At 64.5% G+C, this 21,691-nt stretch carries 20 protein-coding genes; 9 read left to right on the top strand and 11 right to left on the bottom strand.

Features of this window, described 5'->3' with window-relative positions; genetic code table 11:
• The first annotated feature begins 115 nt into the window (after nucleotides 1-115).
• The 5 genes from atuD (at nucleotide 116) to GJV37_RS06485 (ending at nucleotide 7,399) form a co-directional block, all read left to right on the top strand.
• Nucleotides 116-1,276 carry a citronellyl-CoA dehydrogenase gene (atuD, locus tag GJV37_RS06505; protein ID WP_038803742.1) on the top strand — a complete coding sequence of 387 codons (1,161 nt, stop codon included), beginning with the start codon at nucleotides 116-118 and terminating at the stop codon, nucleotides 1,274-1,276.
• A 126-nt stretch (nucleotides 1,277-1,402) separates the two neighbouring features.
• Nucleotides 1,403-2,200, top strand: a complete 798-nt coding sequence (atuE, locus tag GJV37_RS06500; RefSeq protein ID WP_024764504.1) for an isohexenylglutaconyl-CoA hydratase — start codon at nucleotides 1,403-1,405, stop codon at nucleotides 2,198-2,200.
• A 68-nt stretch (nucleotides 2,201-2,268) separates the two neighbouring features.
• A complete protein-coding gene (gene atuF, locus GJV37_RS06495; RefSeq protein ID WP_170858399.1) occupies nucleotides 2,269-4,257 on the top strand; it encodes a geranyl-CoA carboxylase subunit apha in 1,989 nt (662 codons plus the stop codon).
• A gap of 156 nt (nucleotides 4,258-4,413) precedes the next feature.
• Nucleotides 4,414-5,250 carry an SDR family oxidoreductase gene (locus tag GJV37_RS06490; RefSeq protein WP_170858398.1) on the top strand — a complete coding sequence of 279 codons (837 nt, stop codon included), beginning with the start codon at nucleotides 4,414-4,416 and terminating at the stop codon, nucleotides 5,248-5,250.
• A gap of 331 nt (nucleotides 5,251-5,581) precedes the next feature.
• Entirely contained in the window at nucleotides 5,582-7,399 is a 1,818-nt protein-coding gene (locus GJV37_RS06485) for a long-chain-acyl-CoA synthetase (protein ID WP_193452239.1), read from the top strand.
• Between the two features lie 138 nt (nucleotides 7,400-7,537).
• Here the strand turns inward: GJV37_RS06485 and GJV37_RS06480 are convergent, their stop codons facing one another.
• The 8 genes from GJV37_RS06480 to GJV37_RS06445 all read right to left on the bottom strand — a co-directional run bounded on the left by GJV37_RS06480 (nucleotide 7,538) and on the right by GJV37_RS06445 (nucleotide 14,155).
• Complete coding sequence (locus tag GJV37_RS06480; RefSeq protein WP_084357364.1) at nucleotides 7,538-8,098, bottom strand: hypothetical protein; 561 nt, start codon at nucleotides 8,096-8,098, stop codon at nucleotides 7,538-7,540.
• A gap of 126 nt (nucleotides 8,099-8,224) precedes the next feature.
• Nucleotides 8,225-8,932, bottom strand: a complete 708-nt coding sequence (locus tag GJV37_RS06475) for a hypothetical protein (RefSeq protein WP_170858397.1) — start codon at nucleotides 8,930-8,932, stop codon at nucleotides 8,225-8,227.
• Nucleotides 8,929-9,522 carry an RNA polymerase sigma factor gene (locus tag GJV37_RS06470; RefSeq protein WP_024764500.1) on the bottom strand — a complete coding sequence of 198 codons (594 nt, stop codon included), beginning with the start codon at nucleotides 9,520-9,522 and terminating at the stop codon, nucleotides 8,929-8,931. Before GJV37_RS06470 ends, GJV37_RS06475 begins: the two co-directional genes overlap by 4 nt.
• 288 nt (nucleotides 9,523-9,810) lie before the next feature.
• The gene (locus GJV37_RS06465) at nucleotides 9,811-11,250 is read right to left on the bottom strand and encodes an aminotransferase-like domain-containing protein (protein ID WP_024764499.1); all 1,440 of its coding nucleotides are present in this window, start codon (nucleotides 11,248-11,250) and stop codon (nucleotides 9,811-9,813) included.
• Between the two features lie 106 nt (nucleotides 11,251-11,356).
• A complete protein-coding gene (locus GJV37_RS06460; RefSeq protein WP_024764498.1) occupies nucleotides 11,357-11,992 on the bottom strand; it encodes a response regulator in 636 nt (211 codons plus the stop codon).
• A gap of 153 nt (nucleotides 11,993-12,145) precedes the next feature.
• Nucleotides 12,146-12,958 carry an OmpA family protein gene (locus GJV37_RS06455; protein ID WP_170858396.1) on the bottom strand — a complete coding sequence of 271 codons (813 nt, stop codon included), beginning with the start codon at nucleotides 12,956-12,958 and terminating at the stop codon, nucleotides 12,146-12,148.
• Nucleotides 12,955-13,299: a DUF4398 domain-containing protein gene (locus GJV37_RS06450; RefSeq protein ID WP_170858519.1), complete on the bottom strand. Its 345-nt coding sequence runs from the start codon at nucleotides 13,297-13,299 to the stop codon at nucleotides 12,955-12,957. Before GJV37_RS06450 ends, GJV37_RS06455 begins: the two co-directional genes overlap by 4 nt.
• 28 nt (nucleotides 13,300-13,327) lie before the next feature.
• Nucleotides 13,328-14,155, bottom strand: a complete 828-nt coding sequence (locus tag GJV37_RS06445; protein ID WP_084357367.1) for a substrate-binding periplasmic protein — start codon at nucleotides 14,153-14,155, stop codon at nucleotides 13,328-13,330.
• Between the two features lie 97 nt (nucleotides 14,156-14,252).
• Between GJV37_RS06445 and GJV37_RS06440 the strand changes: the two genes are divergently transcribed.
• Nucleotides 14,253-15,200, top strand: a complete 948-nt coding sequence (locus GJV37_RS06440) for an alpha/beta fold hydrolase (RefSeq protein ID WP_170858395.1) — start codon at nucleotides 14,253-14,255, stop codon at nucleotides 15,198-15,200.
• 55 nt (nucleotides 15,201-15,255) lie between these two features.
• Here GJV37_RS06440 and fabV read toward each other — a convergent pair whose 3' ends face one another.
• From fabV to GJV37_RS06425, 3 genes are all read right to left on the bottom strand, one after another.
• Complete coding sequence (gene fabV, locus GJV37_RS06435; protein ID WP_170858394.1) at nucleotides 15,256-16,452, bottom strand: enoyl-ACP reductase FabV; 1,197 nt, start codon at nucleotides 16,450-16,452, stop codon at nucleotides 15,256-15,258.
• Nucleotides 16,453-16,665: 213 nt separating this feature from the next.
• Entirely contained in the window at nucleotides 16,666-17,595 is a 930-nt protein-coding gene (locus GJV37_RS06430) for an electron transfer flavoprotein subunit alpha/FixB family protein (protein WP_024764492.1), read from the bottom strand.
• Nucleotides 17,595-18,344 (bottom strand): electron transfer flavoprotein subunit beta/FixA family protein, encoded by a 750-nt coding sequence (locus GJV37_RS06425; protein ID WP_024764491.1) that lies wholly within the window; start codon nucleotides 18,342-18,344, stop codon nucleotides 17,595-17,597. Before GJV37_RS06425 ends, GJV37_RS06430 begins: the two co-directional genes overlap by 1 nt.
• Nucleotides 18,345-18,654: 310 nt before the next feature.
• Here GJV37_RS06425 and GJV37_RS06420 point away from each other — a divergent pair, with 310 nt between their 5' ends.
• The 3 genes from GJV37_RS06420 to GJV37_RS06410 are packed head-to-tail and all read left to right on the top strand — an operon-like array spanning nucleotide 18,655 to nucleotide 21,643.
• The gene (locus GJV37_RS06420; protein ID WP_193452238.1) at nucleotides 18,655-20,343 is read left to right on the top strand and encodes an electron transfer flavoprotein-ubiquinone oxidoreductase; all 1,689 of its coding nucleotides are present in this window, start codon (nucleotides 18,655-18,657) and stop codon (nucleotides 20,341-20,343) included.
• Between the two features lie 58 nt (nucleotides 20,344-20,401).
• Nucleotides 20,402-21,178 carry an enoyl-CoA hydratase gene (locus GJV37_RS06415; protein ID WP_138526481.1) on the top strand — a complete coding sequence of 259 codons (777 nt, stop codon included), beginning with the start codon at nucleotides 20,402-20,404 and terminating at the stop codon, nucleotides 21,176-21,178.
• An 18-nt stretch (nucleotides 21,179-21,196) separates the two neighbouring features.
• Nucleotides 21,197-21,643 carry a PaaI family thioesterase gene (locus GJV37_RS06410; protein WP_138526482.1) on the top strand — a complete coding sequence of 149 codons (447 nt, stop codon included), beginning with the start codon at nucleotides 21,197-21,199 and terminating at the stop codon, nucleotides 21,641-21,643.
• Nucleotides 21,644-21,691: the final 48 nt, after the last annotated feature.

Here is a 21,691-nt window from a genome sequence, read left to right as displayed (position 1 = left end):
CCGGCGTAATGCGAACCGTCCAGCCACTCCGGACAGCCCCCTCTCCCTTCAGGGAGAGGGTTGGGGAGAGGGCCAGAGACGGGAAACCAGACCAGGCATCAGGAGAACAACAACAATGATCTTCACCCAGGAACACGAAGAACTCCGCCGCACCGTGCGCAACTTCGTCGAGCGCGAGATCAACCCTTACGTCGACGAGTGGGAAAAGGCCGGTCGCTTCCCCATCCACGAAGTCTTCAAGAAAGCCGGCGACCTGGGCCTGCTGGGCATCTCCAAGCCGGAGAAATTCGGCGGCATGGGCCTGGACTACAGCTACTCGGTGGTCGCCGCCGAGGAGTTCGGCACCATCCATTGCGGCGGCGTGCCGATGGCCCTGGGCGTGCAGACCGACATGTGCACCCCGGCCCTGGCGCGCTTCGGCTCCGATGAGCTGCGCGAGGAATTCCTCCGCCCGGCCATCGCCGGCGAGATGGTCGGCTGCATCGGCGTCTCCGAAGTAGGCGCCGGCTCCGACGTCGCCGGGCTGAAGACCACCGCGCGCAAGGATGGCGACGACTACGTCATCAACGGCAGCAAGATGTGGATCACCAACTCGCCGTCCGCCGACTTCATCTGCCTGCTGGCCAACACCTCCGACGACAAGCCCCACGTCAACAAGTCGCTGATCATGGTGCCGATGAAGTCCAAGGGCATCAGCATCAGCCCGCACCTGGACAAGCTCGGCATGCGCAGCTCGGAGACCGCCCAGGTGTTCTTCGACGACGTGCGCGTGCCGCAGCGCTACCGCATCGGCGCCGAGGGTTCGGGCTTCATGATGCAGATGCTGCAGTTCCAGGAGGAACGCCTGTTCGGCGCCGCCAGCGGGATCAAGGGCATGGAGTACTGCGTCAACGCCACCATCGACTACTGCAAGGAGCGCAAGACCTTCGGCCAGGCGCTGATCGACAACCAGGTCATCCACTTCCGCATGGCCGAGCTGATGACCGAGATCGAGTGCCTGCGCGCCCTCACCTACCAGGCCACCGAACAGTACATCCGCGGCAAGGACGTCACCCGCCTGGCCTCCATGGCCAAGCTCAAGGTCGGCCGGCTGTCCCGCGAGGTCACCGACGCCTGCCTGCAGTACTGGGGCGGCCAGGGCTTCATGTGGGAAAACCCGATCGCCCGCGCCTACCGCGACACCCGCCTGGTCTCCATCGGCGGCGGCGCAGACGAAATCATGCTGGGCATCATCTGCAAACTGATGGGCACCCTGCCGGGCAAAAAGAAGGGCTAAGGGCCTGGGCCCTTTGTAGGAGCGAGTTTGCTGGCGAACGCTGTTTCGCTTGGCACCCCGGTGCCATGCGGTTCGCGAGCAAGCTCGCTCCTACGAAAAGACGACGAATCGACGAGGAATTGCGGCATGAGTGAACTGCCGAACTGCGAAACCCTGCTGCTGGAACGTGAAGGCGGCGTACTGCACGTCACCCTCAATCGCCCGGACAGCCGCAACGCCATGAGCCTGGCGATGGTCAGCGAACTGCGTGCCGTGCTCGCCGCTGTACGCGACGACCGCGCCGTGCGCGCCATTGTCCTGCGCGGCGCCGGCGGGCACTTCTGCGCCGGCGGCGACATCAAGGACATGGCCAGCGCCCGCGCCACCGGTCCCGATGCCTATGCCGCGCTGAACCGCGCCTTCGGCGGCCTGCTGGAAGAAGCCCAGGCACAGCCGCAGGTGCTGGTCGCCGCGCTGGAAGGTGCGGTGCTCGGCGGTGGCTTCGGCCTGGCCTGCGTCTCGGACATCGCCATCGCGGCGGCCGACGCGCAGTTCGGCCTGCCGGAAACCAGCCTCGGCATCCTGCCGGCGCAGATCGCGCCCTTCGTGGTGAAACGCATCGGCCTGACCCAGGCCCGCCGCCTGGCCTTGACTGCCGCGCGCTTCGATGGCCGTGAGGCGCTGCGCCTCGGGCTCGTGCATCACTGCGCCGACAACGCTGAAAACCTCGGCGAGCAACTGGCGGAAACCCTTGACCAGGTCCGTCGCTGCGCGCCGGGCGCCAATGCCGCCACCAAGGCACTGCTGTTGGCCACCGAGACCGAAGCCCTCGGCCCGTTGCTGGACGGCGCTGCCCGCCAGTTCGCCGACGCGGTGACCGGCGCGGAAGGCGCCGAAGGCACCATGGCCTTCGTGCAGAAACGCAAACCGAACTGGGCGCAGTGACCCAACGCGCGCACCGAACAACCCCCTCTCCCTTCAGGGAGAGGGCTGGGGAGAGGGAAACAGCCAGCATGCCCAGCTTCGACAAGATCCTGATTGCCAACCGCGGCGAGATCGCCTGCCGGGTGATCCGCACCGCCCACGACCTGGGCTATCGCACCGTGGCCGTGTACAGCGAGGCCGACGCCGACGCCCGCCACGTGCAACTGGCCGACGAGGCCGTGTGCATCGGCCCGGCGCCGGTCGGCCAGTCCTACCTGAAAGCCGAGGCGATCCTCGACGCCGCGAAACGCACCGGCGCCGGCGCCGTCCACCCCGGCTACGGCTTCCTCTCGGAGAACGCCGACTTCGCCCGCGCCTGCGAGGCTGCCGGCATCGTCTTCATCGGCCCCGGCGTGGAAGCCATCCACCTGATGGGCAGCAAGCGCCTGTCGAAGATCGCCATGCTCGAAGCCGGTGTGCCCTGCATTCCCGGCTACGAAGGTGCCGATCAGGACGACGCCACGCTCAGCCGCGAGGCCGAGCGCATCGGCTACCCGCTGATGATCAAGGCCAGTGCCGGCGGCGGCGGGCGCGGCATGCGCCTGGTGACGCGCAGCGAGGACCTCGCCGAACAGCTGCGCACGGCGCGCTCGGAAGCGCAGAACGCCTTCGGCAGCGGCGAGCTGATCCTGGAGAAAGCCGTGGTGCAACCGCGGCACGTGGAAATCCAGGTATTCGGCGACAGCCACGGCCATATCGTCTATCTCGGCGAGCGCGACTGCTCGGTGCAGCGCCGCCACCAGAAGGTCATCGAGGAAGCGCCCTGCCCGGTGCTGACCGAGGACCTGCGCGCCGCCATGGGCAGCGCTGCGGTGAAGGCCGCCGCCTCCGTGAACTACCTGGGCGCCGGCACCGTGGAGTTCCTGCTGGATGCCAGCGGCGCCTTCTACTTCCTGGAAATGAACACCCGCCTGCAGGTGGAGCACCCGGTCACCGAACTGATCACCGGCCAGGACCTGGTGGCCTGGCAGATTCGCATCGCCGAGGGCCATCCGCTGCCGCTGACCCAGGAGCAGATCCAGCTCAAGGGCCATGCCATCGAGGTGCGCCTGTACGCTGAGGATGCTGGCAACGGTTTCCTCCCGCAGACCGGCCAGGTGCTGCGCTGGACGCCGCCGCAGCTGGACGGCATCCGCATCGATCACGGCCTGCGCGAAGGCCAGCCGGTGACGCCCTTCTATGATCCGATGCTGGCCAAGGTCATCGCCTACGGCGCCACCCGCGAGGAAGCCCGGCGCAAGCTGGTGCGCGCCGTGGAGGACTGTGTGCTGCTGGGCGTGACCGGAAACCAGCGCTTCCTCGCCAACCTGCTCAAGCACCCGGAGTTCGCCGCCGGCAAGGCCACCACGGCGTTCATCGGCGAACAGTTCGCCGGCGACCCGAGCTTGGCCCCGCGCCAGCCGCAACCTCTGGAACTGGCCTGCGCCGCCGCCCTGCTCTACCAGGCTTCGGCCAGCGACCGAGCGCACCAGCCTGGGCTGTCCGGTTGGCGTAGCGCGGGCAGCGCGCCCTGGCGTTTTGCGCTCAAGCATGGCGAGGAGAAATTCGCCGTCGAACTGGAAGTCCGCGAACACGGCACCCAGCCGACGCTGCTGGCCCGCATCGGTGAGTCCGCCATCAAGCTGCGCCTGCTCGGCGAGGAGAACGGTGACGCGATCATCGAAGCCGACGGCGTTCGTCGCCGCCTGCCCTTCCACCTCGACGGCGCGCGCCTCTGGCTGTACGGCGCGGACGGCAACCTGGAACTGCTGGACGTCACCCGCGAGCCCGTCAGCGCGGCTGGCGGCGCAGGCTCCGGCACGGTGAAGGCACCGATGGATGGCGCCATCGTCGACGTACTGGTGAGCGAAGGTACGCGGGTCAGCAAGGGCCAGCTGCTGCTGGTACTGGAAGCGATGAAGATGGAGCACCCGCTCAAGGCCGGCGTCGACGGCGTGATCCGCCGCGTGCAGGTATCCAAGGGCGAGCAGGTGAAATCGCGGCAATTGCTGGTGGAAGTCGAAGCTGAAGACGCCTGACACGCTTTCCGCTTTTCCTAGGAGCGAGGGGGACGCCTATTCCTTGCTCGCGAACAGCCCCCGCTGCGGGGCCCGGGTTCGCGAGCGCGCTCGCTCCTGCAAGTCACGGTCAGTGCCACAGCTGACGACTCATAACAAGAACACGGAGCCCCAACCATGTCCCTTTCTACTAACAGCCTGGCCGGCAAAACCCTCTTCATCACCGGCGCCAGCCGTGGCATCGGCCGCGAGATCGCCCTGCGCGCCGCACGCGATGGCGCCAACATCGTCATCGCCGCCAAGAGCGCCGAGCCCCACCCGAAACTCGAAGGCACCATCTTCAGCGTGGCCGAGGAAGTCGAGGCCGTGGGCGGCAAGGCGCTGGCCCTGCAACTGGACGTGCGCGACGAGAACGCCGTGCGCGAGGCCATGGCCCGCGCCGCCGAGCACTTCGGCGGCATCGACGCCGTGGTGAACAACGCCGGCGCCATCAAACTGGTGGGCGTGGAGCGCCTGGAACCCAAGCGCTTCGACCTGATGTACCAGATCAACACCCGCGCCGTGATGGTCTGCAGCCAGGCCGCGCTGCCCTACCTGAAGCAGAGCAAGGGCCACATCCTCAGCCTGTCGCCACCGATCAGCCTGGCCGGCAAGTGGTTCGCCCAGCACGGCCCCTACACTGTCACCAAGTACGGCATGAGCATGCTCACCCTGGGGATGCACGAGGAGTTCAAGAAGTACGGCATCAGCGTCAACGCGCTGTGGCCGAAAACCATGATCGCCACCGCCGCCATCGAGTTCGAGCTGGGCAGCCGCGACGCCTTCAAGCGTGCGCGCACTCCCGCGATCATGGCGGACGCCGCCTACGCCATCCTCTCCAGCAGCGAGCGCAGCATCAGCGGTCGGCTGCTGATCGACGAGGACATCCTGCGCGAACAGGGCCAGAGCGACTTCGAGCAGTACCGCTTCGACCCGAACGGCGGCAGCCTGGTGCCCGATCTGTTCCTCGACTGAGCCTGCTCGCGCACCTCTTCGTAGGGCGCATGACGCAGAACCCGTTATCCGCCGTTCACTCCCCACGGACTGACGGCGGATAACCGCAAGCGGTTATCCGCCCTGCAGCGCCCTCTCCTGGCATCGTTCGCGACGTTTACCAATCGACACAATCCCGCCCTGGCCGTCCGGCCATCGCTCTCTAGACTGCGATGAACGCCTAGCCGATGCGTTTGCCGATCTGCCCTGCGCCACGCGCGCAACAGCCATAGGCGCACGTCGGACGACGACCTAGAGTCGCTCGCAAGCGTCTGCACGCCACAGACAACAATGACAATAAGGGCACGCGTCAATGAGCCACGCCGATATCATCACCCCGACCCGCTTCCTCGCCCACCTGCCGGCCACCCTCGGCCGCGTGCCGCGCATGCTCCGCGGGCTCTACTACACCGGCATCCGCAACCGCGAGAAGAACCTGTCCCTGGGCTGGGCCCTGGAGCGCGCCGCGCGCCTCTATCCGGACAGCCCGGCGCTGATCGACGAACGCCGGCGCCTGTCCTACGCCTTGTTCAACGGCTGGGCCAACCGCCTGGCGCGGGCCTTCCAGGCCGAAGGCGTGCAACACGGCAGCGTGGTGGCGGTGATGCTGGAGAATCGCGCCGAATTGATGGTGGTGCTCGCCGCCCTGGCCAAGCTCGGCGCCATCGGCGCGCTGGTGAACACTACCCAGCGCGGCCAGGTGCTCAGCCACAGCCTCAACCTGGTCAAGCCCAGCCATTTCGTGGTCGGCGAAGAGTTGCGCGAAGCCTTCGAGGACGTCCGCCCGGCCCTGGAGAACAGCGGCGGCCGCTGCTACTGGATCGCCGATGGCGATGAAGCGGCACAAGCGCCCGCGGGCTGGCACAGCCTGATGCGCCTGGCGCAGAAACAGGACTCGAACAACCTCGCCGACACCGCCAAGGTGCGCCTGAAGGACGCCTGCTTCTACATCTACACCTCCGGTACCACCGGCCTGCCCAAAGCCTCGATCATGAGCCACGGCAAGTGGATCAAGGCCTACGGCGGCTTCGGCCACTCGGGCCTGGCGCTGACCAACAGCGACGTGCTTTACCTGACCCTGCCCTGCTACCACAACAATGCCGTGACCGTGTGCTGGAGCGCCGTGCTGGCCGGCGGTGCGGCGATCGCCCTGCGCCGCAAGTTTTCCGCCAGCTCGTTCTGGAAAGACGTCCAGACCTACCAGGCCACCTGCTTCGGCTACATCGGCGAACTCTGTCGCTACCTGCTCAACCAGCCCGAGTGCGCCGAAGAGCGCGGCAATACCTTGACCTGCATGATCGGCAATGGCCTGCGCCCCTCGATCTGGAACGAGTTCAAGGAGCGCTTCGGCATCGAGCGGATCACCGAATTCTATGCCTCCAGCGAAGGCAATATCGGCTTCACCAATGTGTTCAACTTCGACAATACGGTGGGATTCTCCCCAGCAACTTACGCCATCGTCCGCTATGACCTGGAAAACGACCAGCCGGTACGGGGCGCCAAGGGGTTCATGGAAAAGGTCGACAAGGGCGAAGCCGGCCTGCTGATCAGTGAGATCAGCGACAAGTGGCCGTTCGATGGCTACACCGACCCGGCCAAGAGCGAGGCGGTGATCTACCGCAACGTGTTCAAGGAAGGCGATACCTGGTTCAACACCGGCGATCTGATGCGCGACATCGGCTTCAAGCACACCCAGTTCGTCGATCGCCTGGGCGACACCTTCCGTTGGAAGGGCGAGAACGTCTCCACCACCGAGGTGGAAAACGCCCTGGGGGCCTTCCCCGGCGTGGAAGACGCGGTGGTCTACGGCGTGGAGATTCCCGGCACCAACGGCCGCTGCGGCATGGCTGCACTGCGCCTCGCCGACGGCGTCAGCCTGGATACGACAGAGCTGGCGGCCCACCTGGACCGCGAGCTGCCGGCTTATGCCGTGCCGCTGTTCCTGCGCCTGCTGGCCCAGGTAGAGACCACCGGGACCTTCAAATACAAGAAGACCGACCTCAAGCGCAACGCCTACGACCCCTCAGCCGTGACCGAGGCACTGTTCGTGCGGCTACCAGGGGAGACAGCCTATCGAGGGCTGGATGGCGCGCTGTTCGAAGCGATTCGCGGCGGCGCTCACCGTTTCTAAGGGCCACCATAACGAACTGCCTCGCGAAGTCTCCCCTCTCTCCCGTCCTGGCTGTGCGCCCCGTTCGGAAGGGAGAGGGCAAAACGCAGGCACGGCATCGCACAAGAAAACAGTCGGTCCTGGAGGGAAATCGAGCGATCAGTTGCGGAACTTGAACTGCAACTCGGCGCCACGGATGTCCGAGTGCCAACTGTCGTCGTTGGGTTCACGCTCGTTGGGCTCGCGCTGGATCAGCCGGCCACCGACCTCGAAGGGGCTCTGTCCGGCTTTTTCGCCGAACATCGGCGGCAGGATCGGCTTCTCCTCGATCACGGTGATCGTATCGTCCGGCTCCAACTGATGGACCAGGTCCTTGGGCAGACGCAGGTCCAGCTTCACCGCCGGCAGTGGCTGCTTGACCACCGGATCCAGCGGCTTCTTCACCTGCGCCGGCGTCTTCGAGGGCGCCTTGGCCTCTGGCTTGATGGCGGCCTCGACCGCGGCGGACTTGGGCGACGCCACGACTTTGGCAGCAGCAGGCTTGGCCTCTTCCTCACGCGGCTGCTCGGCGGCAGGTTCCGGCGCAGGTGTGCTGGCAGGCGCAGTCACGGCTGGGGCAACAGCCGGGGCCGGAGCCACAGCCTTGTCCTTGTGCTCATCGCCACAGGCAGCGAGCAGCAGGGACAGACTGGCGACAACGAGGATTCGAGACTTCTTCATGGAGCGGACCGTGAGAAAAACCGCGCAATGCTGGCGCGAGTTGCCTTGCGGAGCAAGAGTCTTGCCATGACAAACCGTTACGTCATGCAGTCTGACAGGCGCAGGCTGAACCCGGCCTGTCATTGATCAAGGGTTGTCAGGTAATTCCTTCAGAGCCTTGTCGATGTCCAAGTCGGGGAAACGCTGCCGGAGGCTCTCACGCACTTGTTCAGCCTCTTCCTTGCGCCCCTTGCCTTGCAAGTCGCGCAGGTGCAGCAGACTGGCACGTGGCTCGTCGGCCTCCTCGGCGAATGCCTGGAGCTTCCCCTCGGCCGATACACCTGACCGCGCCTGTGCATCGGCAGATTCGCGGACTTCGTCCCTTGCCGCCGCAGCCGCCATTTTCTTGCTCATCGGCGCAGGCTTGGCGAGCTCCTGGACCGATGCCCCGGCAGCGGCACTGTCCATCTGCGGCGCGGCCATCCGCGGCTCCGCCACTGAAGGCGCAGCGGCCGGAGCCGCCGGTGGCGCCATGGCCGGTGCGGGCGCTGGCGCGCGCATCATTGCCGGGGATACCGGCGCGTCAAAGCGCTCTGGTGCGTCCTCGAAGGTCCGCAGGGTCAGGCTCAGGCCGATGCCCAGGGTCGCCAGGCCCGCCACGGCAACGCCCCAGCGCTGGCGGCTGCCGGCGCCCAGCAACCATTGGTGCAGGCGCTGGGCGAAACTCGGGGGCTTCTGCTGTACGGCGGCGCGAGCGGCGGCCAGGATGCGCGCGTCCAGCTGCGCCGACGGCTGCGCTTCGCTATGCCGACGGTAGAGTTCGAGCAGCTCCTGCTCGTGCGGATCGCGGTTCATGGGTTCACCTCCTCGGCCACCGACGGGTCGGACAACAACCGACGCAGTTTCTGCATCGCATAGCGAAGTCGGCTCTTCACGGTTTCCGCCGGAGTCTTCGTGAGCTCGGCAATTTCGTTCAGTTCCAGATCGCCATGGGTGCGCAGCAGGAAGACTTCGCGCTGCTCCACCGGCAAAGACTCCAGTGCGCCCTGCAGGCGCTGCTGGTCGCGGGCAAGGCTCAGCTCGCGCTCGGGGTCGGTGCTTTCGCCGCCCAATGCATCGCCATGCAATTGTTCGTCGAAGCTTTCCTGGCGCCCCAGGTGCCGACCCAGCTTGCGCCAATGGTCGATCAGGCGGTTGCGGCCGATCTGGTACAGCCAGGTCTTGAAGCTGGCCGCGCCCAGTGGCTGGCTATCGCTGCGGATCAGGCTCAGCCAGGTTTCCTGGAACACTTCCTCGGCCTGGGCATTGTCGCCGCACAGGCCGCAGAGGAAACGGAACAGGCCAAGGCGATGACGAGCGTAAAGCTCGCCGAACGCTTCGGCGTCGCCTTGTCGGTAACGCCGCAGCAGGGCGACGTCGTTTTCATCCGTGAGGGGTCTCTTCAACTCTCTCGATCCGTAGCGGTGCGGGTGGTGGCTGGCTTCTCGCCAGCGACCGGGTATCACCGATGGCGCAGGCACGGGTGTAACGCAGTGGTCATCCGGCAGCGTGGCGATCGGCACGGCAGCGGTCTCGTCGAGGGATTCAACTTGCTTTGACGAGATCGTCTGAAGAAATGGGTTAGGCGGACACAGAAACAAACAGGTGTTTTCGTAGGAGCCGACTCCGTCCGCGATGTCCTCCGGCGCGGTGCGGAGCTATCGCGGACGGAGCCCGCTCCTGCGACGGTACGATCACGCCGCGATCAGTTCCTCCTGGCACAGCTGGCAGGCCAGCATGCCGAGGGTCATGATCGCCCGCTCCGCCTCGCGGTCCCACGGGATGCCGCAGGTCAGGCGCAGGCAGTTGTTGAACTGCTCGGTGTTACTGAAGATCAGCCCCGGCGCGATGCTGATGCCCTGCTCCAGCGCGCGCACGTGCAGCTCCTTGGTGTTGACCTTGGCCGGCAGGCTGACCCAGAGGATGAAGCCGCCCTTGGGCCGGGTCATCTGTGTGCCTTCGGGGAAGTACTGCTGCACCGCCAGCTGGTAGGCCGTCATGTTCTTGCGGTACTCCTGGCGGATGTAGCGCAGGTGCCGGTCGTAGCCGCCGTTCTCCAGGTAGGCCGCCACGCCCATCTGGGTGACGGTGCACGCCGAATGCGTGGTGAAGGTCTGCAGGCGGCGGATTTCCTCCTGGTAGCGCTCGGCGATGATCCAGCCGATGCGCACTCCCGGGGAAATGGTCTTGGAGAAGCTCGAGCAGTACACCACACGACCGTCACGGTCGTGGGCCTTGAGCGCCTTGGTCTGGCCCTGGTCGAACATCAGTTCGCCGTAGATATCGTCCTCGATCACCCCGATGTTGTGCTCGGCGGTGAGCTTGAGCAGTGCCTTCTGGCGATCCTCGGGGATGGTGCCGCCCAGCGGGTTGCTCAGGCGCGCGGTCAGCACCAGCGCCTTGATCGGCCACTGGTTGGCCGCCAGCTGCAGGGCTTCCAGGCTGATGCCGGTCAGCGGGTCGCTGGGGATCTCGATGACCTTCAGACCGAGGATGTCGGCCAGCTGCAACAGGCCGTAATAGCTCGGCGACTCGGTGGCAATCAGGTCGCCCGGCCGGGTCATCACGCGCAAAGCCATGTGGATGGCGTCCACGCAACCATGGGTGATGGTTACCTGAGTCGGATCGACCACCACACCGGCATCGCGCATGCGGATCGCCACCTGGCGGCGCAACGGCTCGTAGCCGGGGCTGAACATGTAGCTGAAGGCACGCGGGCTGGAGAAGCGGGTGACCTTGGCCAATTGCTGGTGCAGCGCACGGACCGGGAGGTAATCCACGTGCGGCACGGCGGCGCCCAGCGGAAACACGCCTTCGCGGCGCGCCTCGGCGAGCACCTGATTGATGATGCTGCTGCGGGTGACCAGCCCCGGCCGCTCGACACGGGCGATGTCCGGTGTCGAGGCAGTCAGCGCCGGCGTGCGGTGCACGTAGAATCCGGATTGCGGGCGCGCGCGGATCAGCCCCTGATCTTCGAGGGTGGCATAGGCCTGGAGCACCGTGGCATGGCTGACGTTGAGCTGGGTGCTCAACTTGCGCACGGACGGCACGCGCTCGCCCGGCTGGTAGACACCACGACGGATGTCTTCCGCCAGTTGCTGGGCGATGCGCTGGTAGAGCAGCAGATTGGACATGACGGCCATCCCTCGGTCATTGAACCGAAACAGTAGCCAAAAAGTGCAAACTGTTCCAGAACAGTCGTCAGCATTCCGTCCGATACAGTTGCGCTGTCCTCTGCGCTCAGATCTCCCCGAGCCAGTCCAGCAAACCCGCCACCACCAGTTGCGCATCGGTGGTCAGGCCGAGCTTCTGCATGGCGTTGCGCTTGTGGGTACTGATGGTGGAGACACTCCGATTGGTCCGTTCGGCGATCTCGCCCACCGTGGCGCCATGGGCCAAACGGCGGATGATGTCGATTTCCGTCGGGCTCAACGGTTTGCCGGTATGCCGGGGGGGCCGCAGCATCGGGTCTATATAGGTCTCGCCCTTGCGGATACGGGCGAAGGCGTCGTCCAGCAGGCTCAGCGGGTTGCGCTTGCAGACATAGCCCACTGCACCGCATTTCACCGCTGCGCTGGCCAGCAGCGGTGCGCCCATGACCGAGTAGACCAGCACCGGCACGTGGGGATAGTGGCGCTGCAGCCATTCGATCAGGTGCACCCCATCGCGACCGCGGGCGCCGGGCAGCGCCAGCTCGACGATGGCCAGGTCGACCTCGGGATGGGCAGTGAGCACATCCAGCAGGCTATCGGTGTCGCTGACGAAGGCTTTCACCTGCGCCAGTTCGCGCTCCAGCAGATAGCGTTCAAGGCCCCAACCGATCATCGGTTGCGGATCCGCCACGATTACATTGAAAAGCTTCTTTTCCGATGACATCACATTCTCTCGTTTACAGCTCCCCTGAGGGGATTAGTCGCACCCGGCCATTTTCGCCAAGCTGCCACTCGAAAGATTTCGAGATGCCCCTGATGAAAAACCCCGGAGCCGAGGCTTCCGGGGTTTTCCTGTGACGGGATATTGCGAGTCGGATCAGCGTTCGGCGCCGAGCTGGCCCTTCTCGTCGGAGAAGACGATCTCCACCCGGCGGTTCTGCGCGCGCCCCAGCGACGAAGCGTTGTCCGAGATCGGATAGGCCTCGCCATAGCCATGTACCTGGACGCGCTTCTGGTCCACCCCCAGGTCGGTCAGCGCAGCCGCCACAGCCTGCGCACGATCCTTCGACAGCTGCAGATTCTGCTCGCGGTCGCCTTCGGCGTCGGTGTAGCCCTCGATGCGGATGACCCGCCGCGGGTTGAGCTGGAGGAACTGCACCACCTTGAGCACAGTGCGGTTGGCCGCGGGCTTCAGGTCGGCTTCGCCGCTGTCGAACAGCACGTCCCCCAGGGTCAGCACAAGGCCGCGCTCGGTTTCGTTGGTCGCCAGGCTGACCATCTGCTGCTCCAGCCACTTGCTCTGCTCCTGCACGCCCAGCAGGCGGGCTTCGCGCATCGCCAGTTGCAGGCGTTCGCGCTCCATCTGCTGCTTGGCCAGGCGCTCCTGATTCAGCGTCAGGTTGCTGTGCTCGCGGGCAATCTCGCTGTAGCGCTGGCTGAGGTAGGAGTACTGGAGGACGTCATCGCTGCTGCCCCAGTAGTTGGACAGGCGTTCGGCACGGGCCAGCGACTCGCCGGCACGGATCACGTCCTTGGGCGCGCTGCGCAGCACGGCGGAGTCTTCCTTCACCGCCTGGAACTGCTGGCGGGCCTGCTCCAGGGATTTCTCGCTGAGCTGGCTGTTGGCGCAACCGGCCAGCAGGACGGCACTCGACAGTGCAGCCAGACGCAACAGTTGCAGGGAAGTCATTGCACTTCCCCCAACTGTTTACGCAGGCGGTTGATGCTCTTGCCCTGCTCGGCCAGTTGCTCGGCGCTCTTGCGTGTCAGCTCCTTGGCCTCGGACAGGCGGGCATCGAGTTCAGCCTGTTCAGCCAGTTGCCGGGCCTTCTTGTTCGAGCCGACCGCCAGGGCGCCCTTGGCGGCCTGGTACTTGTCCTCGGCGAGCTTGAGTTCGGCCACGTCATCGGTCGCACCCACGGCTTTGGCCTGTTCCAGCGCCTGTTCGGTCAGGCGCATCTGCTCGTTGGGTGCCGGGTCGTTCGTCGCACAGCCGGCCACTGCTAACAAAGCCAGGCCGGCGACCATCATCCGTCGATTGATCACGAAATCTATTGTCCTACTCGGTGGGAGTGCTGGCAGGCCGAAGTTGCTGGGCCTTCCAGCGGGCCAGGTTGTCCTGCAGCAGGCGCTGCGGGACTCCGGCGGCCGTCAATTCTGTCATTTTTTTCGCCAGTTGTCCGCGCAGCCACGGGTCGTTGCAAGCCGAGTTGTGCGCGACTGTCAGGTACAGACCCTCGCTGGAGATCGGCGGTTCCAGCGGCTGCAGATCATCGGCCATGCCGAGGGTATCGGCGACCGCGAGGCCGGGATAGTGCTCGTAGATCACATAATCCGAGCGTTTTAGCAGCAGCTTCTGGAACGCCTGGGTCAGGCTGGGCACTTCCTCCAACGTCAATTGTTCCTTGGCGAAAGTGTCGAAATCCGCGCCGAAGCTGTTGTTCACCAGGGTTCCGCCCTTCAGGCCCTTCAGATCGTCACGGCCGCTGTAGGCCACGACGGCATCCCTGCGCATCCAGACGACGTTGTCAGTGGTGAGAAAAGCCGGATGGATATAGTCCATGGTTTCCAGACGCTCCGGCGTTAGAAATGCGCCAGCGATCAGGTCGACCCGACCCAGCCGCGCTTCTTCCTGCGCTCGCGCCCAGGAGCCGGTGTAGATCACCCGGATGTTCACCCCGATGGCCTTACCGATCTGCTCCAGCAGGTCGGCATTGGCACCGATCAGCCGTTCCGGCTGCGCCGGGTCGCGCCATAGGTAAGGTGGGTATTCCGGATTGCCGGTGGCCACCAGGCGCTCGCACTTGCCGGCCGCGAAACCGGCCAACGGGATGGAGAAAGTCACCAGCAACAGCGCCGCACGGATCAACGTGGAGCAATCAGGCATCGGTAGTCTCACTCACCAGAAGAAGGTAAGGCCCTGCTTAGAGCCGCAAAATGCTAGCGTAAAGCACACCGCCCCGATTTGGTAATAAGGACTTCTCATGAAGAAAGCCCTTCTGGCCCTTCTCCTGCTGATTGCTGTCGCCGCAGGCGTTCTGTATGCCTTTCCCTCCACGCTGCTGGCCACTGCGCAATACGTCGAAAGCGCCCGTGCCCGGCTCTCGACCAACAGCCTGCAGGTCGACAACCTGGACATCGCCTATTACGAGGGAGGCCCGGAAAAGGCCCAGACCATCCTGCTGATCCACGGCTTCGGCGCCGACAAGAGCAACTGGCCGCGCTTCGCCCGCTTCCTCACCCAGGACTACCACGTCATCGCCGTGGACCTGCCTGGCTTCGGCGATAGCAGCAAGCCTGCGAACATCAGCTACGATGTCGGCACCCAGGCAGAGCGCCTGGCCGACTTCATGCGCGAGCAAGGCATCGGCCGTTTCCACGTGGTTGGAAACTCCATGGGCGGGCACATCGCCGCGCTGCTGGCCGCCCGACATCCGCAGGAGGTGCTGTCGGTCGGGCTGTTCGACAACGCCGGCGTGACGGCGCCGCACCCGAGTGAATTGTTCGAGCGCCTGCTCAAAGGCGACAATCCGCTGGTGCTGCGCTCGGTGGAGGACTTCCCCGCCCTGCTCGACTTCGTCTTCGTGCAGCCGCCGCCGCTGCCGGGGCGCCTGCGCGATTACCTGGCCGAGCGCTCACTGCAGCGCAGCGCCTTCAACGGCATGGTCTTCCAGCAATTGCGTGAACGCTATATCCCGCTGGAACCGGAGCTGCCGAAGATCTCCGCACCCACCCTGCTGCTGTGGGGCGATCGCGACCGCGTACTGGACGTTTCCAGCATCGATGTGATGAAGCCGCTGCTGAAGAAGCCCAGCATCGCCATCCTGCGCGATTGTGGCCACGTGCCAATGATCGAGCGCCCCGAGGAAACCGCACGCCTTTACCTGGATTTCCTCAAACAGAGCCACGGCCCCGTCACTGCGGCGAACTGATCGCCGGCGGCAAACAAAAACGGCGCCCTCGGGCGCCGTTTCTGCTGGTGCGAACTCAGAGCTGGATCAGATTCGGAATCTGCACGTCCGGGTTGACGTCCTGCTCGTAGTCCACGCCGGCGATCTCGAAGCCGAACAGGCGCAGGAACTCGGTCTTGTAGCCGGTGAAGTCGGTCAGTTGGTACAGGTTCTCGTTGGTCACCTTGTTCCACAGATCCTTCACGGTGTCCTGCACGTCCGGCTGCAGCTCCTTGTAGTCAGCGCGCAGGCGGCCGTCGGCGTCCAGATGCGGCTCAGCACCGTACAGGCTCTCGCGGAACAGGCCGTCGACCTGCTCGATGCAGCCTTCGTGGGTGCCCTTCTCCTTCATCACCTTGAACAGCAGCGACAGGTACAGCGGCATCATCGGGATGGCCGAGCTGGCCTGGGTGACCACGGCCTTCAGCACGGAAACGCGGGCATCACCGCCAGTGGCAGCCAGTTTTTCACGAATACCCAGGACTTTCTGGTCCAGGTCCTTCTTGGCGGCGCCGATGGAGCCGTTCCAGTACAGATCGTGAGTGATCTCTTCGCCCAGGTAGGTGAAGGCAGTGGTCTTGGCGCCGTCGGCCAGGACACCGGCCTCCTGCAGCGCATCGATCCACATCTGCCAGTCTTCACCGCCCATCACCGCTACGGTGTTGGCGATCTCGGCCTCGGTGGCCGGTTCCATCACGCTTTCCTTGATCACTTCCTTGTCGGTGTCCAGCCCACGGAAGTTCACGGTCTTGCCGACCGGCTTGAGCACGGAGTTGAAGACTTCGCCGGTCGTCGGATGGGTACGGCGCGGCGCGGCCAGGCTGTAGACCACCAGGTCGACCTTGCCCAGGTCCTGCTTGATGGTGTCGATGGTGACTTTCTTCACTTCATCGGAGAAAGCGTCACCATTGATGCTGCGCGCATACAGGCCCTTGGCCTTGGCGAACTTCTCGAAGGCAGCGGAGTTGTACCAGCCGGCGGTGCCCGCCTTGGTTTCACTGCCCGGACGCTCGAAGAACACACCCAGGGTATCGGCGCTGGCGCCAAAGGCGGCGCTGATGCGCGCGGCCAGGCCATAGCCGGTGGAGGAACCGATGACCAGGACCTTCTTCGGACCGTTGGCGATGGGGCCATGCGCCTCGACGTACTCGATCTGTTCCTTGACGTTGGCTTCACAGCCGGTCGGGTGGGTAGTGACGCAGATGAAGCCACGCACGCGCGGTTTGATGATCATGAAAACCTCGGTAGCAGGTGTCGTTGAAACACGTTCAGGAACTGAAGACGACGCGCATTGTAGATGAGACACCTTCGCCCGTGGACTTCTCGGCAAAGATTCGTGACCAATGGGTCACCCGCACGGCGAAATAGTTCTTTCCGGAGGAAAATCAAGGCCCTGAAATGAAAGAACCCGCTACGGGAGCGGGTTCCTTCATCGAGCGAAAAAGGCTTAGACGGCCTTTTCCAGCTCCGGTACGGCTTCGAACAGGTCGGCGACCAGGCCGTAGTCGGCGACCTGGAAGATCGGTGCCTCTTCGTCCTTGTTGATCGCCACGATCACTTTCGAATCCTTCATGCCCGCCAGGTGCTGGATGGCGCCGGAAATGCCGACGGCCACGTACAGCTGCGGAGCAACGATCTTGCCGGTCTGGCCGACCTGCATGTCGTTCGGCACGAAGCCGGCGTCGACCGCGGCGCGGGAAGCGCCGACGGCAGCGCCCAGCTTGTCAGCCAGGGAGTAGAGGATCTTGAAGTTGTCGCCATTGCCCATGCCACGGCCGCCGGAAACGACGATCTTGGCAGCGGTCAGTTCCGGACGGTCGGACTTGGCCAGCTCTTCGCCGACGAAGGCGGACTTGCCGGCATCGGCCGGGCCGGAAACAGCTTCAACAGCGGCGGAGCCACCTTCGGCAGCAACGGCGTCGAAGCCGGTGCCACGCACGGTGATGACCTTGACGGCGGCCGAGGACTGCACGGTAGCGATGGCGTTACCGGCGTAGATCGGGCGCTTGAAGGTGTCGGCGCTGACGACTTCGATGATCTCGGAGATCTGGTCGACGTCCAGCAGGGCGGCAACGCGCGGCAGGAAGTTCTTGCCGTTGGTGGTGGCTGCGGCCAGCACGTGGCTGTAGCCCTTGCCCAGCTCAGCGATCAGCGGAGCTACGTTCTCCGGCAGCTGGTGAGCGTAGGCGGCGTTGTCGGCGACCAGCACCTTGGAAACACCAGCGATCTTGGCAGCGGCTTCAGCCACGCCACCGACATTCTGGCCAGCGACCAGCACGGCGATGTCACCACCGATCTTCTGCGCAGCAGCAACGGTGTTCAGAGTGGCAGCGCCCAGTGCGCCGTTGTTGTGCTCAGCGATTACCAGGATAGCCATCAGATTACTTTCGCCTCGTTCTTCAGTTTCTCGACCAGTTCGGCAACGGACTTGACCTTGATGCCGGCGCTACGGGCAGCCGGAGCTTCGACTTTCACGGTCTTCACGGTGGAAGTGGTGGAAACGCCCAGGGCGTCCGGGGTCACCACGTCCAGCGGCTTTTTCTTCGCTTTCATGATGTTGGGCAGCGACGCGTAGCGCGGCTCGTTCAGGCGCAGGTCGGTGGTGACGATGGCCGGCAGGTTCAGGGCAACGGTCTGCAGGCCGCCGTCGATTTCACGGGTGACGTTGACCTTGTCGCCAGCGACTTCGACCTTGGAGGCGAAGGTGCCTTGCGCGTAGCCGGTCAGCGCGGCCAGCATCTGGCCGGTCTGGTTGTTGTCGCTGTCGATGGCCTGCTTGCCGAGGATGACCAGCTGCGGCTGCTCTTTGTCGACCAGGGCTTTCAGCGACTTGGCGATGGCCAGGGAGCTCAGTTCTTCGTTGGTTTCAACGAGGATGGCGCGATCAGCACCCAGAGCCAGCGCGGTACGCAGTTGCTCCTGGGCAGCGGTCGGGCCGACGGAGACCGCAACGATCTCGGTGACGACGCCTTTCTCTTTCAGGCGTACGGCCTCTTCCACGGCGATTTCGCAGAAGGGGTTCATGGACATCTTGACGTTGGCGAGATCGACGCCGGAGTTGTCCGCCTTGACGCGGACCTTGACGTTATAGTCAACCACTCGTTTGACAGCTACAAGAACCTTCATGGATTCCTCGTTTTTCTCCGGTGAATAGGAATGTCGCCAGACAGGCCTGGCCGGTAGTGCACGCCATCTGCGACTACATCCAGCGCAACGCGACCGCAAAACCGCAGGTATCTTGACCGCATCGACCGGGCGGGTCAATACACGAAAATACCCCTTCATAAGCCGCGGACCCCGATTCTATCAGGGTTACGCGCGATTCAAACAAACGTTTGTATTGCCCTCGATAAAGGGTTTAGATATAGCAACAGGTCTAGCTATAATGCGCCCCGCTCTTACTGGGTGGGGGCACGCCCATCCCAATACCTACAAAATGCCCAGAGCCTTGATTCAGGAGAGATCGATAGTGGAACGCGAATTTATGGAATTCGACGTCGTCATCGTCGGCGCCGGCCCTGCCGGTCTGTCCGCCGCCTGCCGACTGAAGCAGAAGGCCGCCGACGCCGGTCAGGAAGTCAGCGTCTGTGTGGTCGAGAAGGGTTCCGAAGTGGGCGCCCACATCCTCTCGGGCGCCGTGTTCGAGCCCCGCGCGCTGAACGAGCTGTTCCCCAACTGGAAGGAACTCGAAGCGCCGCTGAACACCCCCGTCAAACGCGACGACATCTATGTGCTGAAGAGCCCTGAGGCGGCGGCCAAGGTGCCGAACTTCTTCGTGCCCAAGACCATGCACAACGAAGGCAACTACATCATCTCCCTGGGCAACCTGTGCCGCTGGCTGGCCCAGCAGGCCGAAGGCCTGGGCGTCGAGATCTACCCGGGCTTCGCCGCCCAGGAAGCGCTGATCGACGAGAATGGCGTGGTGCGCGGCATTGTCACCGGTGACCTGGGCGTCGACCGCGAAGGCAATCCGAAAGAGGGTTACTACACCCCGGGCATGGAACTGCGCGCCAAGTACACCCTGTTCGCCGAAGGCTGCCGTGGCCACATCGGCAAACAGCTGATCAAGAAGTACAAGCTCGACAGCGAAGCCGACGCCCAGCACTACGGCATCGGCATCAAGGAAATCTGGGACATCGATCCGTCCAAGCACGAGCAGGGCCTGGTGGTGCACACCGCCGGCTGGCCGCTGAACGACGACAACCCGGGCGGCTCCTTCCTCTATCACCTGGAGAACAACCAGGTCGTCGTGGGCCTGATCATCGACCTGTCCTACACCAACCCGCACCTGTCGCCGTTCGACGAATTCCAGCGCTACAAGCACCACCCGGTGATCAAGCAGTACTTGGAGGGCGGCAAGCGCGTGGCCTACGGCGCTCGCGCCATCTGCAAGGGCGGCCTGAACTCGCTGCCGAAGATGGTCTTCCCCGGCGGCGCGCTGATCGGTTGCGACCTGGGTACCCTGAACTTCGCCAAGATCAAGGGCAGCCACACCGCCATGAAGTCCGGCATGCTGGCCGCCGACTCGGTGGCCGAAGCCCTGTTCGCCGGCCGTGAAGGCGGCGACGAGCTGACCAACTACGTCGAGGCCTTCAAGGGTAGCTGGCTGTACGACGAACTGTTCGCCAGCCGCAACTTCGGCCCGGCGATGCACAAGTTCGGCGCCATCGGCGGCGGTGCGTTCAACTTCATCGACCAGAACATCTTCGGCGGCAAGCTTCCGTTCACCCTGCACGATACGACGCCGGACTACGCGACCCTGAAGAAGGCCAGCGAAGCGCCGAAGATCGACTATCCGAAGCCGGACGGCAAACTCAGCTTCGACAAGCTCTCCTCGGTGTTCCTGTCCAACACCAACCACGAGGAAGACCAGCCGATCCACCTGAAGCTGGCTGACCCGAGCATCCCGGTTGGCAAGAACCTGCCGCTCTACGACGAGCCCGCGCAGCGTTACTGCCCGGCCGGCGTGTACGAAGTGGTGAGCAACGACGACGGCAGCAAGCGCTTCCAGATCAACGCCCAGAACTGCGTGCACTGCAAGACCTGCGACATCAAGGACCCGGCCCAGAACATCACCTGGGTAGCCCCCGAGGGCACCGGCGGGCCCAACTATCCCAACATGTAAAACAGCCCAACCTGTAATCGACCTGGGCGCCCCTGGCGCCCCGTTAGGAGCGTGGCACATGACTTTCGAAACTCTGATTCTCGAAAAGCACGACAACGTCGGCTTGGTCCGGCTCAACCGCCCAGAGGCCTACAACGCCCTCAACGACCAGTTGATGGATGAACTGACGGCAGCCCTGGACGCTCTGGAGGCTGACGACAGCATCGGCGCCATCGTCCTGGCAGGCAGCGACAAGGCCTTCGCCGCCGGCGCCGACATCAAGATGATGCGCGAATGGGGCATGATGGATGTCTTCAAGCGACAGTTCATTACCGCCAACTGGGAGCGCGCCTCGCGCTGCCGTAAGCCGGTGATCGCCGCCGTCAGCGGCCTGGCGCTGGGCGGTGGCTGCGAGCTGGCGATGATGTGCGACATCATCCTCGCCGCCGAGAACGCCCGCTTCGCCCTCCCAGAAATCACCCTGGCGACCATTCCGGGGGCCGGCGGCACCCAGCGCCTGACCCGCGCCGTCGGGAAATCCAAGGCCATGGAAATGATCCTCAGCGGCCGCCCGATGTTCGCCGAGGAAGCGGAGCGCTGCGGGCTGGTCAGCCGTATCGTGCCGCTTGCCGACCTCGTCCAGGAGGCGGTAACCCTCGCGAGCCGCGTCGCTGGCTTCTCTCAGCCAGTGGTGGCTCTGGCCAAGGAGTGCGTGAACCGTGCGTTCGAAAGCGGCCTTAGCGAAGGCGTGCTCTACGAGCGGCGTATGGCCTACATCACCTTCGGTACCGAAGACCAGAGCGAAGGGCTTGCCGCGTTCGTGGAGAAGCGCCCCCCGCAGTTCATACATCGCTGAACTTCGACGGAGCCCACCATGTCGACGAATTCGCCCACGCCCGGCAAAGCCATCCGCTATGCGGACTACCGTATCGAAGTGCCCTTTCTCGACCACCTGGACGTATTGGTGGAGCCCCACCCGGACTCGCCAACCTTGGTAGTCGAACTGCAACGCAAGCACCTCAACGGCGGCGAACAGGCCCATGGCGGCCTAATGATGACCCTGCTGGACATGGCTATGGCCGCGGCGGCACGCAATTCCAGCAAGGACGGAGGCTTCTGCGTCACCGTGGAAATGAAGAGCAACTTCCTTCGCCCCGGTGGCGGCATCGGCGGGCGACTCGCCGCACGCGGCAAGCTGCGCCACGCCAGCAAGAGCCTGGCTTTCTGCGACGGTGAACTGCTGGATGCCGAAGGACGCCTGATCGCCACCGCCAGCGGCACCTTCAAGTTCGTTAATCGATCGGCGGGCGACGCGCCCTGAACCGGCTCGTTTCCCCACTCCAGAGGCGCCAGGGAAGGCGCCTCTTTT

Origin of the sequence: Pseudomonas nitroreducens (assembly GCF_010994165.1) — a bacterium.
GTDB lineage: Bacteria > Pseudomonadota > Gammaproteobacteria > Pseudomonadales > Pseudomonadaceae > Pseudomonas > Pseudomonas nitroreducens.
Note: the sequence above shows the minus strand (reverse complement) of the source record. Positions and strands in the feature narration are given on the sequence as shown.

Coding starts and splice junctions, on each gene's coding strand:
- GJV37_RS06425 (WP_024764491.1), bottom strand. CDS start 18,344: ATGAAGGTTCTTGTAGCTGTCAAACGAGTGGTTGACTATAACGTCAAG.
- fabV (WP_170858394.1), bottom strand. CDS start 16,452: ATGATCATCAAACCGCGCGTGCGTGGCTTCATCTGCGTCACTACCCAC.
- GJV37_RS06420 (WP_193452238.1), top strand. CDS start 18,655: ATGCCCAGAGCCTTGATTCAGGAGAGATCGATAGTGGAACGCGAATTT.
- GJV37_RS06430 (WP_024764492.1), bottom strand. CDS start 17,595: ATGGCTATCCTGGTAATCGCTGAGCACAACAACGGCGCACTGGGCGCT.
- atuE (WP_024764504.1), top strand. CDS start 1,403: ATGAGTGAACTGCCGAACTGCGAAACCCTGCTGCTGGAACGTGAAGGC.
- GJV37_RS06490 (WP_170858398.1), top strand. CDS start 4,414: ATGTCCCTTTCTACTAACAGCCTGGCCGGCAAAACCCTCTTCATCACC.
- GJV37_RS06485 (WP_193452239.1), top strand. CDS start 5,582: ATGAGCCACGCCGATATCATCACCCCGACCCGCTTCCTCGCCCACCTG.
- atuF (WP_170858399.1), top strand. CDS start 2,269: ATGCCCAGCTTCGACAAGATCCTGATTGCCAACCGCGGCGAGATCGCC.
- GJV37_RS06455 (WP_170858396.1), bottom strand. CDS start 12,958: ATGACTTCCCTGCAACTGTTGCGTCTGGCTGCACTGTCGAGTGCCGTC.
- GJV37_RS06450 (WP_170858519.1), bottom strand. CDS start 13,299: ATGATGGTCGCCGGCCTGGCTTTGTTAGCAGTGGCCGGCTGTGCGACG.
- GJV37_RS06480 (WP_084357364.1), bottom strand. CDS start 8,098: ATGAAGAAGTCTCGAATCCTCGTTGTCGCCAGTCTGTCCCTGCTGCTC.
- GJV37_RS06460 (WP_024764498.1), bottom strand. CDS start 11,992: ATGTCATCGGAAAAGAAGCTTTTCAATGTAATCGTGGCGGATCCGCAA.
- GJV37_RS06465 (WP_024764499.1), bottom strand. CDS start 11,250: ATGTCCAATCTGCTGCTCTACCAGCGCATCGCCCAGCAACTGGCGGAA.
- GJV37_RS06445 (WP_084357367.1), bottom strand. CDS start 14,155: ATGCCTGATTGCTCCACGTTGATCCGTGCGGCGCTGTTGCTGGTGACT.
- GJV37_RS06440 (WP_170858395.1), top strand. CDS start 14,253: ATGAAGAAAGCCCTTCTGGCCCTTCTCCTGCTGATTGCTGTCGCCGCA.
- GJV37_RS06410 (WP_138526482.1), top strand. CDS start 21,197: ATGTCGACGAATTCGCCCACGCCCGGCAAAGCCATCCGCTATGCGGAC.
- GJV37_RS06415 (WP_138526481.1), top strand. CDS start 20,402: ATGACTTTCGAAACTCTGATTCTCGAAAAGCACGACAACGTCGGCTTG.
- GJV37_RS06475 (WP_170858397.1), bottom strand. CDS start 8,932: ATGAACCGCGATCCGCACGAGCAGGAGCTGCTCGAACTCTACCGTCGG.
- atuD (WP_038803742.1), top strand. CDS start 116: ATGATCTTCACCCAGGAACACGAAGAACTCCGCCGCACCGTGCGCAAC.